This is a genomic window from Amphritea sp. (assembly GCF_016744155.1).
In the GTDB taxonomy this organism is placed as follows: domain Bacteria; phylum Pseudomonadota; class Gammaproteobacteria; order Pseudomonadales; family Balneatricaceae; genus Amphritea.
In genome coordinates this window covers 20517-37048 of record NZ_JADGEW010000001.1, presented here as the reverse complement: position 1 = coordinate 37048, position 16532 = coordinate 20517, and the positions used below count along the sequence as shown (strand labels likewise).

The 16532-nt window shown below is 49.2% G+C and carries 15 protein-coding genes; 6 read left to right on the top strand and 9 right to left on the bottom strand.

Going from position 1 to position 16532, the window contains the following annotated elements:
- Window positions 1-12 precede the first annotated feature (12 nt).
- Together QZZ54_RS00165 and QZZ54_RS00160 are read left to right on the top strand one after the other, a co-directional pair.
- Complete coding sequence (locus QZZ54_RS00165; RefSeq protein ID WP_290696904.1) at window positions 13-3783, top strand: response regulator; 3771 nt, start codon at window positions 13-15, stop codon at window positions 3781-3783.
- A 13-nt stretch (window positions 3784-3796) separates the two neighbouring features.
- A complete protein-coding gene (locus QZZ54_RS00160) occupies window positions 3797-4600 on the top strand; it encodes a hypothetical protein (RefSeq protein ID WP_290696901.1) in 804 nt (267 codons plus the stop codon).
- Here QZZ54_RS00160 and QZZ54_RS00155 read toward each other — a convergent pair.
- The gene (locus QZZ54_RS00155) at window positions 4597-5541 is read right to left on the bottom strand and encodes an NADP-dependent oxidoreductase (protein ID WP_290696898.1); all 945 of its coding nucleotides are present in this window, start codon (window positions 5539-5541) and stop codon (window positions 4597-4599) included. The two genes, QZZ54_RS00160 and QZZ54_RS00155, sit on opposite strands and share 4 nt — an antisense overlap.
- Window positions 5542-5668: 127 nt before the next feature.
- Between QZZ54_RS00155 and QZZ54_RS00150 the strand changes: the two genes are divergently transcribed.
- Window positions 5669-5893, top strand: coding sequence for a hypothetical protein (locus QZZ54_RS00150; RefSeq protein WP_290696895.1), 225 nt, complete (start codon window positions 5669-5671; stop codon window positions 5891-5893).
- A 25-nt stretch (window positions 5894-5918) separates the two neighbouring features.
- The gene (gene cysZ, locus QZZ54_RS00145) at window positions 5919-6704 is read left to right on the top strand and encodes a sulfate transporter CysZ (protein ID WP_290696892.1); all 786 of its coding nucleotides are present in this window, start codon (window positions 5919-5921) and stop codon (window positions 6702-6704) included.
- A gap of 42 nt (window positions 6705-6746) precedes the next feature.
- Here cysZ and phoR read toward each other — a convergent pair whose 3' ends face one another.
- From phoR to QZZ54_RS00125, 4 genes are all read right to left on the bottom strand, one after another.
- A complete protein-coding gene (phoR, locus tag QZZ54_RS00140) occupies window positions 6747-8063 on the bottom strand; it encodes a phosphate regulon sensor histidine kinase PhoR (protein ID WP_290696890.1) in 1317 nt (438 codons plus the stop codon).
- Window positions 8064-8073: 10 nt separating this feature from the next.
- Window positions 8074-8769, bottom strand: coding sequence for a phosphate regulon transcriptional regulator PhoB (phoB, locus tag QZZ54_RS00135; RefSeq protein WP_290696887.1), 696 nt, complete (start codon window positions 8767-8769; stop codon window positions 8074-8076).
- 103 nt (window positions 8770-8872) lie between these two features.
- A complete protein-coding gene (ubiA, locus tag QZZ54_RS00130) occupies window positions 8873-9763 on the bottom strand; it encodes a 4-hydroxybenzoate octaprenyltransferase (RefSeq protein ID WP_290696884.1) in 891 nt (296 codons plus the stop codon).
- A gap of 16 nt (window positions 9764-9779) precedes the next feature.
- Complete coding sequence (locus QZZ54_RS00125) at window positions 9780-10334, bottom strand: chorismate lyase (protein ID WP_290696881.1); 555 nt, start codon at window positions 10332-10334, stop codon at window positions 9780-9782.
- 85 nt (window positions 10335-10419) lie between these two features.
- On the opposite strand from QZZ54_RS00125, the gene QZZ54_RS00120 reads away from it, so the two are divergent.
- Window positions 10420-10995 carry a DUF1415 domain-containing protein gene (locus tag QZZ54_RS00120; RefSeq protein ID WP_290696878.1) on the top strand — a complete coding sequence of 192 codons (576 nt, stop codon included), beginning with the start codon at window positions 10420-10422 and terminating at the stop codon, window positions 10993-10995.
- 8 nt (window positions 10996-11003) lie between these two features.
- Here QZZ54_RS00120 and QZZ54_RS00115 read toward each other — a convergent pair whose 3' ends face one another.
- Window positions 11004-12527 (bottom strand): diguanylate cyclase, encoded by a 1524-nt coding sequence (locus tag QZZ54_RS00115; protein WP_290696875.1) that lies wholly within the window; start codon window positions 12525-12527, stop codon window positions 11004-11006.
- A 259-nt stretch (window positions 12528-12786) separates the two neighbouring features.
- Between QZZ54_RS00115 and QZZ54_RS00110 the strand changes: the two genes are divergently transcribed.
- Window positions 12787-13068, top strand: a complete 282-nt coding sequence (locus QZZ54_RS00110; protein ID WP_290696872.1) for a hypothetical protein — start codon at window positions 12787-12789, stop codon at window positions 13066-13068.
- Window positions 13069-13153: 85 nt separating this feature from the next.
- On the opposite strand, the gene phoU is transcribed toward QZZ54_RS00110, so the two are convergent.
- From phoU to pstA, 3 genes are all read right to left on the bottom strand, one after another.
- The gene (phoU, locus tag QZZ54_RS00105; protein ID WP_290696869.1) at window positions 13154-13888 is read right to left on the bottom strand and encodes a phosphate signaling complex protein PhoU; all 735 of its coding nucleotides are present in this window, start codon (window positions 13886-13888) and stop codon (window positions 13154-13156) included.
- A gap of 16 nt (window positions 13889-13904) precedes the next feature.
- A complete protein-coding gene (gene pstB, locus QZZ54_RS00100; protein ID WP_290698174.1) occupies window positions 13905-14738 on the bottom strand; it encodes a phosphate ABC transporter ATP-binding protein PstB in 834 nt (277 codons plus the stop codon).
- A gap of 105 nt (window positions 14739-14843) precedes the next feature.
- The gene (gene pstA, locus QZZ54_RS00095; RefSeq protein ID WP_290696866.1) at window positions 14844-16532 is read right to left on the bottom strand and encodes a phosphate ABC transporter permease PstA; all 1689 of its coding nucleotides are present in this window, start codon (window positions 16530-16532) and stop codon (window positions 14844-14846) included.

Below are 16532 nucleotides of genomic sequence, written 5' to 3'. Positions count from 1 at the left end.
CGGGCATATAGCATGATTCGTGAAAGCATCACTTCAACAGAGCAGTTTCTTGCACTGTTGCAAATACAGATTGACTCACAACCAGCACCCGAGGCGCTGATCGATGCGCTTCAGGGCTTGGTCGATCCTTTCAGTGAAGCGGGGATGCTCGGTATTGCTGATGCATTGGCGCTCTTCGCTGAACAGCTTGAGCAACTGGAAAAAATTGAAGAGCCGGCAGAACAACGGGTACTGTTGATCGATTTTTCAAAGGCGATGGATGAGCTTATTCATCAGCCTCAACCGGGTGTTTGGCAATACTTGTTGGCCTGTTTGAGTGATGAGCATTGGCCAGAGCCCCTCGAGGCCGACGATTGTGAATTTCTCGCAGAGTTGCTGGAACAGGACTGTCAGACACTGATTGATAGCTTGCTTAAATCTACGCTGGCCACGGAAAGTATTACCGGGCCAGATCTGCCTGATAGCTCAGGTAATAGCTTAACCGCTGAGTGGGGGGAGCAGTTGGCTCAGTTATCCAGCTTAGATACTGAGTCTGGCGTAGAGCAGTTACATCAGCTGGTGGAGGCATCCGGTGATGCGGGCTTCGCTGGCTTTGCTGATCTGTTTGCCTTGCTGGCTGAGCAGTGGGAATCTGAATGCGACAATCCCAATCGTCCCGAGCTACAGCAGCAAGCAAGTGCATTGTTGCAAGGTTTACAGCCGGATGGCACTGAAAGACTTTTATTGCTGATGGGTGATCAACGCTGGGCAGAACCGTTACCGGAAGATGACCGACAGTTCTTGCAGGAGCTGTTGCTGACGGACCTGCAGCAGTTGGATTACTTTGAGACAGAGGCCCAGGCTGGTGATATTCAGCTGGCCAACAGCGAACTGGAACTTGAACCTGAAATTGTACCGCCTTTGCTGAAACCCCCTTCTTTCTGTGATGTTGATTTGGCATTACTGCAACAGCCCGGCCCACAGCTGGAGCCTGCCGTACTGCTGATGCTGACCAGTTCGTTACAGGGTTTACTGGATGGTTGGCAGGCCCCAATGGAGCCGGGGATTCCAGCGGACAAGCGACTATCCTTGGCAGCACAACAGCTTGAACCGATAATTAGGGCGCTACACTCGGTACATCTACTTGGAGTGGCTGCGATTGCACAGGGGATTGAAATCAATATCTGCTGGTTACTGAGTCATCCGCAGCAGTTTCAATCACAGATGCAGCTTCAAATTAGTGAGTTGCTGGTAGAGTTGATTAATTACCTGACCGATATTATCGATGCTGAAAAGCAGCAGGTGTTAAAAGACCAGCTGGAGATTCTGGAGTTACCGGCTAAGCCAACCGAAGAGCAGATCAGTTATATCGGTGGGCTTCTCTCGCTGGCTTCACTGCAAACACCGCTAACACTGGAAAGAGAGCTGGCAAGCGATGCCGATGTTGTTCTGAGCGTTGCAGATGATATCGATCCTCAGTTATTGGATATGCTGTTTAACGAACTGCCGGTGCTCTGCGAACAGCTTTCAGAGCAGCTTCAGTTGATGGCGGATAACGCTGATATTGAGGCTATTCGTGAAGCTCAGCGAGGAGCTCATACCATTAAGGGGCTGGCAAATATGGCCGGTATTAGTGGAATAGCCAACCTGACTCACCGGCTGGAAGATATTCTCGAACTGTTTACTGATGCTAAGCAAATTCCGCAGAAAGCTCTCAGTGATGATCTGACCGCTATTACGGATACTATTGCGGTGATGTGCGAATCGGTTATCGATCGGGTTGCTGCCCCGGATAACGCTTGCTCAATGCTACAGCTGGTAATGGACTGGCACTATAAATTACGCAGTGAAGGCCTGGCTCAGCAATCTGAAATTGAGGTTGCACCGGAACCTAAGCCTGGTGCGAAAGCAGAGATATCAATTGATTCATTCCCGGGCCCTGTAGAGGAACTTACAGAGCCTCTTCAACTGGAAGAAGCCGATAGTCGCGAGCAGACTTTTTTCCGTGTGCCTCAGGCTACCCTCGATAGTCTGATGCGGTTGGCAGGCGAAGGCACCACACTTAATACTCAGCTTGATGAAGAGATTACCCAGCTGCGAAGCTCTGTGCGTCTTAGTCGTGACCGTCAGCGAGCAATGCAGCGGGTTATCTTTGAACTGGAACAGCAACTGAATGAGTACTATACCCTGCAGCCGGGGCTGGATCAGGACAGTGAGACCTTCGATCCCCTAGAGATGGACCGCTATAACGAGATGCATACCAGTCTCTCCAGGCTTCAGGAAACCGTTGCCGATATTCAGGAAGTGGAGCAGCAGATGGACCGGTATATTCGTCGGACAGCTGAACTGCATATCGCCCAGAACGGTATTCAGAAAGAGACTCTGGAAAAGGTGTTGAGCACCCGGCTGGTAGAAGTTAAGTCAATCACGGCGAGGTTACAGCGGGTGTTGCGTCAGGCGTGCCGAACTACAGGTAAGCAGGCTGAGTTGTTTATCGAGGGCGAATCTACGCTGGTGGATAGTTCCATTCTTAATCAGTTGGCTGATCCGTTGATGCATATTATCCGCAACGCTGTAGACCATGGAATCGAGTCATCAGATACACGGACATCGCTGGGCAAGCCGCAACAGGGCAGAGTGGTTCTGAGATTCTGGCTGGAAAATGATCTTATCCGGGTGGCCTGTGGCGATGATGGTGCTGGTATTGATACGGGGCGGATTCGGGAGGTTGCCCAACAAAGGAGGCTGATCGATCCAACGGCTGAGCTGACGAAGCGAGAGATAGAACGATTGATTCTGATTCCCGGTTTTTCCACCCGGAATGAGATCAGCCAACTATCCGGTCGGGGTATCGGCATGGATGTTGTCCATCAGCAGATAATGCGGTTGCAGGGAAATCTGGATATCAGCTCAGAGCAAGGGCTGGGAACCACGCTCGAGTTGTCGATGCCTTCCAGCTCATTAATGATTAAAACGTTGCTAGTCCGGGCGGGGAAACAGATTTACGCACTGGCCAGTCATGGTCTGGAGCAGAGCCTGATCTCGCTGGATGGAAAGCTGCAGGATACGGCTGAAGGAATGAGGTTCGAAAGCCTGGGTGAACATTTCCCTGCCTATGGGCTGGAAGCGTTATTGGGTGAGCATGGAAAGCCTTATGAATCCGATCAGGTGCATCCTGTTTTGTTGGTTAATCTGGGGGCGGGTGAAAAGGTTGCGGTCATGGTGCGTGAAGTGATTGCTCACCGCGAGTTAGCTTTTAAGCCAATGGGGCCTTATCTGCCGGATCTTCCTGGAATACCTGGGATCACTATTCTGGCTAATGGCGATACCGCACCCGTTATCGATCTGCCTGCGCGGATCAGGCATAAGTCTGATGGCAAGCAAAACCTGTTTACGCCGGTTCTTCTCAGCGATGATTTGGGGTTACCGAAACTGTTGGTGGTGGATGATTCCCTTAGTGCGCGAACCTCTCTTTCAACGCTGTTGCGTGATACGGGCTATGAAGTGAGCACTGCAATCGATGGTCTTGATGCAATGAATCAGATTCGTAAAAAACGTCCAGATCTGGTTTTGACTGATTTAGAGATGCCGCGGATGGGTGGTATGGAACTGACCAGTATGATTCGGCGAAGGGAGGAGATCGAGAGTATTCCGGTAATGATGATTACCTCCAGAACCACTGATCGACATCGCGAGGAGGCCACCTCTGCAGGGGTTAGCTCATTCCTGACTAAACCCTGGACGGAAAACATGTTGCTGGACAATGTACGCACGCTACTGCAGCCCGAAAATTCAGGCGTCTGAGGCTAATATTGGTATGTCATTAATCACAATAAAAACACAGTTTTTAACATTTCTGCTTTTATCCCTCAGTCTGATTGGCTTGGCTCAGGCAGCGAACATCTCAACCGGGGCAGAGGTGGTCAATGCGGCAGCTGAGCAGCGCACGCTGACCCAGGTAATGCTGAAGAATTATGTGCTTTCAGGTTTGGGAGTTCGTTCTCGCAAAGCTAACCAGGCTCTGACTAAGGCGATAACACGCTTTGATCTGCAACAGCAGCAGCTTATGTCTGCTGTTACCGATACCCAGATGTTGCAACAGTTGCAATTAATCCAGCAGAGCTGGATATCACTTCAGGTACAGTATAAGCAGAAACCAGATCTGACTCGTCTGGCAGAGCTTTATACCATGAATGAAAATATCCTTAATCAGGGTACGGTGCTGTTAGAGGATATGGCCTCGGCCAAGCTAAGCAAAGGGACTGACATGTTGGAACTGATGGGTCAGCATGAATTACTGTGTCAACGGTTGTCCGCGTTGTATGGAATGATGGCCTGGGACAGGCGTGATGAGATTGAGACTGCTTATCAGGAAACCTACCGGGCGCTGAGTGATAATCTGATTAAGTTACAGGCACTGCCATTAAGTACTGCTTCGATAAAAAGGGGTCTGAAGAAGACTCGGCAGCAGTTAGAGCGGCTTCGTAAGACTGCTGAGGCTAGCAAAGAAGCTTTTGTTCCGGGTTTGATCGACCGTTCAGTGGTCAGAATGGTGGAGCAAGCTGATCAGTTGCAGGCAGAGTATTTGCAACTGGCCAGCTCATTGGACAGTGCGAACTAGCTCTGATCGTTAAAGGTTAGAATCAGTTTGCCGCAGACATGGCCACTCTGGCTGAGTTCAAATGCTTCTGCTGCCTTTTCCGCCGGAAAGGTTTCAGTTGTATGCAGCAGTAATTGCTCATCGGCAACCAGTTGAGCTATCTGACTAAGCTGCTTTGCGGAGGGTTCACAAAGAATAGTCTCTACCCGGCGCCGCTGGGCAGCCCCCGCTGCAACGACTTGTTCTTTTGTGACGGATGGTAGCGTCACTATTACACCATCAATGGTCAGGCAAGGTAGAGCTTCAATGGCGGTTTCACCACCGATACAGTCAATAATCAGATCGATGTCGCTGACATGGTCGGTAATATTTTGGGTGTGGTAGTCAATGGTATGTTCGCAGCCTAACGTAGCCAGAAATTCGTGATTATGTACTGATGCGGTGCCGGTAACATGGGCCCCTGTCCATTTTGCCAGTTGTACAGCAAGATGACCGACCCCTCCGGCAGCACCCAGTATCAGAACCTTCTGACCCGACTTCAATTCTCCTTTATCGAACAGTGCCTGCCAGGCAGTCAGGCTTGTAGTGGGAAGTCCACCAGCTGTGATCAAATCGACCGCATCGGGCAATTGGGCAATTTGTGCTGCTGGTGCTGCGATATATTCGGCATAACAGCCCGCTGGCTGTGGAAAGCGAATCATGCCGAATACTGCTTGGCCTGTTTCAAAGTCAGTATCTCCGGCGTCGGCAATAATGCCGGAAAACTCCCAGCCGGGAATAAATGGCATCTCATCGATAAAACCACTGGCACCTCCACCAGAACAGGTTTTCCAGTCGATTGGATTAACACCCGCAGCGGAGGTTTTGATTAGAACGTCACCGGAATTCAGCTGAGGTTTAGGCTGAGTGCTGTAGGTTAGCTCTTCTAGGCCGCCAAACTGGTGTATAGAGATGGCTTTCATAAATGGACTCCGGTGCAGAGAAAACGTGAGGCTGCATATTCACATAAAGTTATAGGCTAAACCAGCCACTAATGCCTACTATTTCTGTTAATCTTAGGCCTTAAAAATAATTAAGGGTGATGGGTAAATGTATCTTGAAGTAGCAGAACAGCTGTTAATGATGGTCGGTCTTGGTGTATTTATTGTCTCGCTGATACTCTATGTAGTCCGAACTCAGGATATCAAGTCGGTACTGGTGTTCTGGCAGGCGACAATTAGCTTTACTAAGCGGGAATTTATGATCAACCGAAGCGGTCTGACCATGATGCTGATCGCTGTTGTTTTGCGTTTTTATAATCACTTTATGGGCTGACCCATAATATTTTACTGAGGACCAGATGAAAGGAAATCCGTTCCGTGGCGCAGGCTTTTTCATGCGCGGCCTGGCAATGTTGCCAGAAAAGGGCATTAGGCACTTTGTATTGGTGCCATTGCTGATCAATATATTCTTGTTTAGCGGGGCTATCTGGTTACTGTTTGACCAGATGGGCTACTGGATAGACTATCTGTTGAGTTCTATTTTACCTGATTGGGACTGGTTACAGTTTTTGCGCTATCTTCTCTGGCCACTAGTGGCTGGGCTAGTGCTTATTACGGTGTATTACTGTTTCAGTGTGGTGGCCAATATTATCGCGGCACCGTTTAATGGTATTTTGTCTGAGAAGGTTGAACAGCGCCTACGCGGTGTCACTGTGACCGATGCCGGCTGGAAGGAGATTGTGGCACTGATTCCCCGGACGGTAGCGCGTGAAATCTCTAAGTTACTCTACTATCTGCCTCGCTTGCTTTTTCTGGTGATTCTTACCTTTATCCCGGTGCTGGGAATGTTGGCGCCGATTCTTCTCTTTCTCTTTGGTTGCTGGATGATGGCGATACAGTATTGCGATTACCCGATGGATAATAATAAGGTGAATTTTCGGGATATGAAGGACTCTCTTAAACAGCGCCGGCTTACCTCGGTAGGCTTCGGAGGTCTGGTTTCAATCGGTATGATGATACCGCTGGTGAATTTGCTGGTGATGCCGGCTGCAGTGATAGGGGCGACTATTTTCTGGGTGGAAGAATATACCGGTGATACCGAGATTGATTTGACCTTTCATCAGGATCAATTAGAGCAGAAGTGAAATCGGACGTAGAGTTAAAAAAGCGCACTTCGGGTGCGTTTTTTATTCCTCTTCTGTCTGTTCTTCCTGCGGGGTAGGGATCACCAGATCGGAAGGGAAGTGGCAGGTAAACGTACTTCCTTTTCCCAGTTGACTATTTATGGTTAACCGGCCGCCATGGCGAAGCATGACATGTTTAACGATGGCAAGGCCAAGTCCGGTGCCGCCGCTGTCAGATGACCTGCTTTCATCGACCCGATAAAAGCGTTCTTGTAGTCGTGGCAGGTGAATACTGTCAATTCCCGCACCGTTATCCTGCACTGAGAAGTGACCACCTTTCTTATCCGTCCACCAGCGTAGTTTGATGTGACCTCCGGCAGGCGTGTAGCGAACGGCGTTAAACACCAGATTGGAAATGGCACCGTAGATCTCAGATTCCTGGCCCAGCAGAGTCGATTCTGTTTCTAGATCGGCACTGATAGTTTGGTTTTTATCTGTGCCCAGGGCCAAGCCATCTTCCTGGATTCGATTGATTATCGAATGGATAGGTACCGGTAGTTCATCGGAAACATGAGCACTCGCTTCTAGGCGTGATAATAGTAAGAGGTCAGAAACCAGGTTCTCCATCCGTTTGGATTGGTTGTCCATCTGGCTCAGAGCGCGCTGAAGGGGCTTCGGTAGCTCCTGATCAAGAAAGGTCTCAAGGTATCCGCGGATCACGGTAAGTGGTGTACGTAGCTCGTGGGAGGCGTTGGCAACGAAATCCTGACGAGTCTGTTCAAGTTGTTTGAGGCGGGTAATGTCACGGGCTACCAGAATACGATCACCTGCACCAAAACGAGTGATTCGATACTCCAGCACAATATCGCTCTGTATCGGAGAAGCGAGTTCCAGTGGATCTTCGTACAGGCCCTTGCGGTAGTAACGGACAAAACGGGGGTCCCGCAGGAGGTTCATTACCGAGCGTCCCCGGTCGGTTTGGACCTTCATGCCCAGTAGGCTTTCAGCGGCTCTGTTCCACCATTCTAAATGGTTTTGACTATCTATAATGACGATGGCATCGCTAAGCGCTGCGGAAGACTGTTGGAACCGATGAATCACATTTCGTAACGACAGAGTACGTTGCTGCTGTCTTTTCTGATCTCTGGATAATTCATCAAAGAGTTCGCCCCAATAGCCCTGACTTTCGGGAACATTGGTTCGATCATTACTCATTAACCACTGTTGCAGCCGGTTAAACTGCTTAATCTGATACAACCCCCAGATAATCAGAGTAACTGATAACGTCCAACCCGGGTAACCGATGATCAGCCCTACCAGCAAACCAATCAGCACTGTTAAGAACAGGTTGCTGGCTATCGAGTGACCGGAGTTATACATCGACTAAATCTCAGGCCGCTTGAGAAGAAAAACGGTAGCCAGTACCGCGCACGGTTTGTATCAGGTAGTCGTGACGCTCGCCTAACGCTTTACGCAGGCGGCGGATATGAACATCTACGGTTCGCTCTTCAACGTAGACGTTACCACCCCACACTAGATCCAGCAGCTGGCTGCGGGTGTAGGCACGATCCTGGTGGGTCATAAAAAACTGTAGCAGACGAAACTCAGTAGGGCCCAGTTCCAGCGGCTTCAATTCAGAGCTGACCCGGTGGGAGACAGGATCCAGTGTTAACCCATCAACGGTGATAGGCTCCTCTATCCCTTTTGGGGTTGTTCGACGCAGTACTGTTTTCAGGCGAGCAACCAACTCACGGGGAGAGAAAGGCTTAGTGATATAATCATCAATGCCGGTTTCCAGGCCTTGAATCTTGTTATCTTCATCGGTTTTGGCTGTTAGCATAATGATCGGAATATCAGAGGTCATTTCGTCCTTGCGTAAGCGACGCGCAAACTCAATGCCACTGATACCTGGCATCATCCAATCTAACAGAATCATATCCGGCAGACTGTCAACGATCATTGGATGTGCTGACTGAGCAGAATCTGCTTCCAGACATTCATAGCCAGCCATTTCGAGAGCAACAGCGATCATTTCGCGAATCGGTGCCTCATCGTCAACAATCAGAACGCGTTTACCCGACGTCATGACCTATCACCTCATTTATTCGTTTTATTCAGACGATCATATTAGATGATGAAACTGTTACAGAAATATGACAAACCGGCGGGTGATGCAAATGAATTTGTCATTAAACAGCCAGATAGTCTATTACGATGCCGATGAAGAGGGCCAGACCCGCATAGTTGTTATTAAGAAAGGCGCTGAAACAGGCTTCACGCTGGCGATCTTTAATCAGGTATTGCTGATAAACAAAGAGACCGGCCATCACGGTCAATCCGAGATAGAAGCCTATCGACAGGCCTAGTTTAAGGCCGACCATGATAAAGATAATCAGGGTTAATAGTTGTAATATTCCGATAATTACTTTGTCCATATCACCAAAGAGAATGGCGGTGGACTTTACCCCGATCTTTATATCGTCATCCCGGTCTACCATTGCGTACATAGTGTCGTATGCAACCGTCCATAGCATTGTTGCGGTATAGATTAACCAGGCTATGGTTGGGATCTCATCCAGAGTAGCGCTGAAGGCCATCGGTATCGCCCAGGCAAATGCCATTCCCAGGACGACCTGGGGCAGGTGGGTATAACGTTTCATAAAGGGGTATGACGCTGCCAGCAGAACAGCACCAAAGGATAGCCAGATTGTCAGCGAGTTGGTAAACAACACCAGTATGAATGCGCTAATCAAGAGTACGAAAAACAGAGCTAAGGCTTCTTTTGTCGAAATACGCCCCCCGGGAAGAGGCCGTTGTGCTGTTCGTTTTACATGGCCATCTACTTCGCGGTCGGCAAAATCGTTGATAACGCATCCGGCTGAGCGCATTAAAAATGTGCCGAGGCAGAAGATGAATAATAGATCCAGGGAGGGAATGCCCTCCGCCGCGATCCATAATGAACAGAGCATTGGCCAGAGCACTAGGTAGGTGCCGATCGGCTTACTCACGCGCATCAACTGACCACAGGCTTGTAGTTTTTGCTGCCAGCCGGGTGGGATCGGGTTTGTGCCTGATTGCATTATTAACAGTCCGTTATCATTTTAAGCGATAGTTTACCTGTTGTAGTGCCGGCAGGAAAACTTCGGCAACCAATAAGGGCTTATTGGCCAAACGAAATACTGAGCGGCGGGCCCAGACTGTTTCGTTATTCGATAATTTGAGTTTGCTGATTTGCAACGGGCCTCTGCGCATCGTTGGATCACGAAATAATACGGTCCCCAGGGAGCGGTTGCCGAGGGTGTTCAGTTGCCGCTGTTTCCCCGTCAGGGTAGTTGCTGGAATAATGGTTCGGGCGAACACCCAGGGCTGCCCAAGCCCAATCAGCTGAACTTCCCGAATAAGTGCCATCTGTCTTGGTGATATCCCCAGCGCCAGGGCCTCTGATCGGGTTGGGCGATGCCATAGCTGACGGACAACCTCGACCCTGAAGTCGCCGTTACTGGCTTGCATCAGGTGTCGTGTTAGTGAGCCGCTATCCAGTAACCATTTACGCCAGACATTCGGAGCGTCCGGTGCAGCTGGGCGTCGTAGTGTATACCAACGAGTGTCGAAGCTATTTTGATTAAGGGCAGCAGGGATAGGCACGATCATTTCTCAGCAAAAAAACTGGCTGTATAGTACCCTAGCCGAATTAAAATGTATCGGTTTGAGCACCGTTTGGAGCAGGTGAAAGGTTATGGCTAAAACACAGCAGTGCTATACAACAGAGCAGATTGAACAGCTTACCCGGCAATGGGTGGAAACAATGGTCGTGGGTTTGAATCTCTGTCCGTTTGCCGCGCCTGTGGTGAGAGAGGGCTCACTTCGTTATGCCGTGACTGACGCTCAAGGGAGTGAGCCGCTGGTGGCTGCCTTTATGGCCGAAGTTGAACTGCTTCTGGCGGCTAGTGAAAAAGAGATCTCCACCACACTGTTTGTCGTGCCAACAGGTCTGGAAGACTTTTATGATTATCTCGATCATCTGCGTCTGTTTGAAGAACTATTGGAGCAGGCTGGACTGGAAGGGGTGCTACAGTTGGCCAGCTTCCATCCAGGTTATCTGTTTCAAGGGGTTGCGAAAGATGATCTGAGCCACTGGAGCAATCGTTCTCCCTGGCCGGTCTTTCATCTTATTCGAGAAGCGGAAATGGAGCGGGCACTAACCCATTATTCAAACCCTGAGCAGATCCCAGAGCGAAATATTAAGCTACTACAGGAGCTTGGACGGGAAGGATTAATTGAACGTTTCCCTCCCTTTGCAGATTACTGCTGAGGTTAGAATCAGCTCTCGTCGACATAGAGCTCTACTCGGTTTCTGCCTTGTCTTTTGGCTTTATAGAGGGCGTTATCAGCCTGATCGATGATTTTTCTCGGAGATTTACCTTTATGAGAGGGAACGGCAGTTGCAATACCTAAGCTGACAGTGACCGGCTCATCTTTAAAATTAGGGCTATGGCGAATATCCAGCCCCACAATTTTTTGGCGGATATGCTCAGCTAATAGTTCTGCCCCTGCCTGATCGGTTTCCGGCAGCAGAATGATAAACTCTTCTCCGCCAAAGCGGCAAACCATATCCTGAGCCCGCCGCACTGAATCACGGATGGTCGTGGCAATTTGGCGTAAACAGTTATCGCCGCTCAGGTGTCCCAGGTTATCGTTAAAGGCTTTGAAGTGATCGATATCGATCAGGATAACGGAGATCGGTTGTCGTGATCTCTGGCCCCGACGCCACTCGGTTTCGAAGCAGCGCTCAAACTCTCTGCGGTTATAAACCTGGGTCAGGGTGTCGATGCTGGCTGCTCTGGCAAGTAGGTCGTGTGCCCGCTTAAGTTGTAGCAAAATATTGATACGTGCCTGAATAATCTGCGCGTTGCGCTGCTGCAATAGATAATCTGCCACGCCTAAGTCATAAAGACTCACTTCATCAGCATCAGCAATGGGGGTTCCGATAACAGCCAGGGGAACCTGCTTTTCGCGGGTTAAATGGGCCATACTCCGACAGAGTTCAATCAGGTTGGCGTGTTGACCCGTATTATGGAGTAGCACAAGGTCTGGGCAACGCTCTGCTGAAAGTAACATCTCCTGCAGTGACGCCAATGATTGAGGCAGGAGAATATTACTATCGTCACGCAGCGAAGATAGCAGCGGCCAAAGATTTGAGATCTGATCATCACCAAAGAGTGCGATGGTCATTCTTTCCTGATAACGGGAACTACTTGTTGCTGCAGTTAGCACCGCCTCTGCACCTTGGAAAAATTCAAGCACTGTTTGTTGGTTTACGAGACCAACCATCCGGCGTCCGTCATCCGCAATTATAACTGGGGTCCGGAGGCCAAAATTGCCACGTTCCCATTCCTTTTGCCAGCGTAGAAGGGTCTCTTCACAGAGTTCGTCAGTCTCTAGTTCAGTGTCTATTCCTGCTTCTTCAAGTGCATTAAAAATGACCGAGGGGTTACCAATGTCTTTACCTTTTATCCAAAGGGCACGGTAGAGATTACTGAGAAATTGGATTGATTGCTCAGGGTTTGAGCGTTGGGCTGCGATGGTACACAACGAGGGAAACAGGCTATCACTAAGGCTTAACGGCAGAGAGATTGTAATACCGGGAGCCCGATTGCGAATATTGAAAATATCGCTGGCAAGTTCCGACATGCTTTCGGCACTGCGTAAATATGAGCCAGAATCAGATGTATGTTCAACGATTCGCCATTCAACTTTGTGCAGCAAGTTTTGGCTGTAGAGCAACTCATATAATGCATAACTGAAAGGACAGTTAAGATTTCCATAAACAATATAATCAGCCATCCGCTTGCCTTGAAATCTATTTGTTAATTGTAATAGTTGCCAGTTCTCAAGAGAGCTATCGGCGGGTCTGGATATTCTTGAAGCATAATCAGCGAGGTATTAGTTGTATATCAATGATCCCGTAGTACAAGAGTTGTTTTAATTGAGATAAACTCGTCTGTTCGGTATGAAAAACAACAAATAAAAGTTGATGCCGTTCTATGTTGTGCGGGCTGTGTTGTACGCCAAATATTATTTACACAGAATTAAGGGTGGTTGTGTGTCAGTTGAGCTAAAGAGAGGGCCTCAGGGGAAGCTGGGGGGCCGAGGCGGTAAAACGGGTGAAGCGGTATGCGATATGAAAGGGGACCTTTGGGAGATCGATGGTGCCTTTCTTATGTTGATGAAACAGTTGGTACCCGGTTGGAGCGGTGGAAATATTCCCCAAGAGGTTATTTCAGAATTGAAAAACACCGGGCGATATCAGGCCGGGGGTGTTTTACTCTCCGCACAGCCAACCAGTAGTGGACAGATCAGCTTGCAGATCAGATCTGCTGATTAATTTTCTGCGCTGCTGATAATAAAAAGGCAGCCTATGGCTGCCTTTTTTGATAGTTGAAGCTGGATTCTTAACGATATGAAAGTAGTTACTTCTTTTCTTCTACTTTGCGGACCGTTCGTTTGATCTCTTTCAGGGTACTGTGTCGTACATCGGTACCACTGACCAGATAGATCAGATGTTCAGCCATGTTACGGGCATGATCACCGATACGCTCCAAGCTTCGCAGTACCCAGATAACATTCATGATGCTGGAGATATAACGCGGATCCTCCATCATATAGGTCATCAGAGAACGCATCGCTGTACGGTATTCAGAATCGACCTCTTTATCCTGCTTTGCTACCTTGTAGGCCATTTCAGCATCGCTGCGAGCAAAGGCAGTAAGGCAGTTCTGTAGCATATCGCGCACCAGGTTACCGATATGGCGAACTTCTTGGTAGCCTCGGACATTTTTACCTTCATCCGCCAACTCGATAGCGTAACGGCAGATCCGACTGGTTTCATCGCCAATCCGTTCAAGGTCACTGACCGCCTTGCTAACAGAGATAATCAGACGCAGGTCTGCCGCGGCAGGCTGACGGCGGGCGATGATCAGTGTGCACTGCTCATCGATCATCATCTCCATGTCGTTGATCGCCTGATCGCTTTTACGGGCTTGCTCAGCCTGCTCGGTGTCGCCCTCTACCAGGGCTTCAACGGCGTCGCTTAACTGACGCTCAACAAAACCACCCATCGTCAGTAGTTCTGTACGGATCTGCTCCAGTTCTTCATTGAAGCTCTGGGAAATGTGGTTGCTATGACGGTCCTGTTCGTAACTCACTGTAATACTCCCCTAATTAACCGTAACGACCGGTGATGTAGTCTTCAGTTTGTTTCTTTTCCGGGTTGGTGAACAGATTATCTGTTACGCCAAACTCAATCAGATCACCCATATACATAAATGCTGTGTAATCAGAAACCCGTGCTGCCTGCTGCATGTTGTGGGTTACGATTACAATAGTGAAGTCTTTTTTCAGCTCGTTGATCAGCTCTTCGATCTTTAGTGTGGAGATCGGGTCCAGTGCTGATGCCGGCTCGTCCAGCAGTAATACTTCAGGCTTTACCGCGATAGTACGAGCGATTACCAGGCGTTGCTGCTGACCACCGGAGAGGCCCAGAGCGCTTTCATGAAGACGGTCTTTTACTTCGTCCCATAAGGCTGCCGACTTCAACGCCCACTCAACCGTTTCGTCGATTAAACGTTTCTTCTTAATGCCCTGGATACGCAAGCCGTAGGCAACGTTTTCATAGATGCTCTTTGGGAACGGGTTTGGTTTCTGAAAAACCATACCGACACGACGGCGCAGGTCAGCAACATCGACACCCCGCTCATAAATATTATTGCCGTATAGACTCATCTGACCTTCGATGCGGCAGCTGTCGACCAGATCGTTCATCCGGTTAAAGCAACGCAGTAGGGTAGATTTACCGCAACCGGATGGGCCGATAAAGGCGGTCACCCTGTTTTTGGGAATATCCATACTGACGCCATGAAGCGCACGCTTCTCGCCATAATAAAGCTCGAGATCGCGTACCGTCAGGGCGATAGTTTCATCTTCCATGCGCAGGCTTTGCTTCTGACGCTGCAGCGCGGAAATATCGATTGAATGGGTTTTAGCTTCCATAGTCATCATTAAACCTATCTAGTGTTCGGCTTACATCTCAAGCGCGTTGTATTTTTTTCCAAAGCTGCTGATTACGAATCGCAATGAGTTATTAAATATATTCTTCATTGGTTACATTTCCAGTGCTTTGTATTTTTCTCGGAGGTGATTACGGATCGCAATTGCTGACATGTTCAGCAGAGCGATGACCGCAACCAACAGTAGAGCGGTGGCATATACCAGTGGCCGCGCTGCTTCAACGTTAGGGCTCTGGAAACCCACATCAAAGATGTGAAAACCCAGGTGCATAAATTTCTGGTCCAGGTGGATGAACGGGTAGTTGCCATCCAGAGGCAGGCTAGGCGCCAGTTTTACAACACCCACCAGCATCAGCGGTGCTACTTCACCGGCAGCACGGGCGATTGCCAAGATGACCCCGGTCATCATGGCTGGACTTGCCATGGGTAGTACAACTTTCATTAGAGTTTCAAACTTAGTTGCGCCCAGTGCCAGGCTGCCTTCGCGTACTGCACGGGGTATGCGGCTAAGCCCCTCTTCGGTCGCGACGATAACGACGGGGACCGTTAGCAGTGCCAGTGTCAGGGATGCCCACATCAGGCCTGGTGTACCAAAGGTTGGTGCCGGTTTTGCTTCCGGGAAGAATAGGTCATCGATGTTACCGCCGAGGAAGTAAACAAAAAAGCCCAGACCAAATACACCGTAAACGATAGACGGTACGCCAGCCAGATTGTTCACCGCGATACGGATTACCCGGGTGACAAACCCCTGCTTAGCATATTCACGCAGATAGACGGCAGCAACGACTCCGAAAGGCGTTACCAGAAGGGACATCAGCATAACCATCATCACCGTGCCAAATATTGCCGGGAAGATCCCGCCTTCGGTATTGGCTTCCCGGGGATCGTCGCTGACAAACTCCCAGATTTTAGCGATATAGTGGAGGCTCTTCTGAGCAACGCTCATATCGTTAGGACGGAAGGCGCGAACTATTTTAGCTATCTGAATCTCAACGACCTTACCGTTGGCAACTTCTGCCGTTATAGAGTCACGGTTGATTTCTGTATACAGATCCAGCAGGCGCTGCTGCAAGCCTTCATATTCATCGTCCAGCTCTTTACGGCGCTGTTCAATTTCAGCAAAAGGGGCTGCTTCGGTGACATTCTTGAGCTGCAAGCTGCGTTCTTTCAGACGCAGACGCTCCAATTCATAGTTGATCGAACCGATCTCATGTTTCTCGATTTGGAGAATATCTTCACGAATATCCAGTGCACGCTGAATGCGCGATTCCAGGTTATCCCAAAGAGACAGATACTCGGCTGATTTATCATTACCGTCATGACGAGCGATCTCTGTGCCAGACTCTTTTATCGTGCGCAGATAGCCATACAAGTTACCCCACTCACGTCGTTCAGCGGTGAAGAGCATTTCTGGCTGGGATTGGTTGGAAAAGAAATCTTCCAATATCCAGGTAAAGTCAGACCCGTAAACATCACGGTTACCGATTTTAAGAAGGTGGCGGGTAGAGAACTCCTTGTCTTCGGAAATGTTAATGCCTGCTTCAACCAGCTGTTTGGTCAGCACTTCGCTGGTCTCTACTACTTCACCGGCGATACTACGAGTTTCTCCATTCTGGGTGTATGTGCCTTGAATAACATCGGCGGGCCAGAAGTGGCTAAGACCACGAACGGCTATTAGTCCTAACAGACCGATAACCATAATAATACAAATGGCTACCGCACCGGCATTCATCCATACCCAGGGTGAACCTGTTTTAAACCATTCTCTTACTGAGATGTTCAT

What these genes read in the sequence shown, in the direction of transcription:
- QZZ54_RS00125 (WP_290696881.1), bottom strand. Translation starts at nt 10,334, where the DNA reads ATGATCGTGCCTATCCCTGCTGCCCTTAATCAAAATAGCTTCGACACT.
- QZZ54_RS00150 (WP_290696895.1), top strand. Translation starts at nt 5,669, where the DNA reads ATGTATCTTGAAGTAGCAGAACAGCTGTTAATGATGGTCGGTCTTGGT.
- QZZ54_RS00120 (WP_290696878.1), top strand. Translation starts at nt 10,420, where the DNA reads ATGGCTAAAACACAGCAGTGCTATACAACAGAGCAGATTGAACAGCTT.
- phoR (WP_290696890.1), bottom strand. Translation starts at nt 8,063, where the DNA reads ATGTATAACTCCGGTCACTCGATAGCCAGCAACCTGTTCTTAACAGTG.
- QZZ54_RS00160 (WP_290696901.1), top strand. Translation starts at nt 3,797, where the DNA reads ATGTCATTAATCACAATAAAAACACAGTTTTTAACATTTCTGCTTTTA.
- pstA (WP_290696866.1), bottom strand. Translation starts at nt 16,532, where the DNA reads ATGAACATCTCAGTAAGAGAATGGTTTAAAACAGGTTCACCCTGGGTA.
- cysZ (WP_290696892.1), top strand. Translation starts at nt 5,919, where the DNA reads ATGAAAGGAAATCCGTTCCGTGGCGCAGGCTTTTTCATGCGCGGCCTG.
- phoB (WP_290696887.1), bottom strand. Translation starts at nt 8,769, where the DNA reads ATGACGTCGGGTAAACGCGTTCTGATTGTTGACGATGAGGCACCGATT.
- QZZ54_RS00115 (WP_290696875.1), bottom strand. Translation starts at nt 12,527, where the DNA reads ATGGCTGATTATATTGTTTATGGAAATCTTAACTGTCCTTTCAGTTAT.
- QZZ54_RS00165 (WP_290696904.1), top strand. Translation starts at nt 13, where the DNA reads ATGATTCGTGAAAGCATCACTTCAACAGAGCAGTTTCTTGCACTGTTG.
- QZZ54_RS00155 (WP_290696898.1), bottom strand. Translation starts at nt 5,541, where the DNA reads ATGAAAGCCATCTCTATACACCAGTTTGGCGGCCTAGAAGAGCTAACC.
- pstB (WP_290698174.1), bottom strand. Translation starts at nt 14,738, where the DNA reads ATGACTATGGAAGCTAAAACCCATTCAATCGATATTTCCGCGCTGCAG.
- ubiA (WP_290696884.1), bottom strand. Translation starts at nt 9,763, where the DNA reads ATGCAATCAGGCACAAACCCGATCCCACCCGGCTGGCAGCAAAAACTA.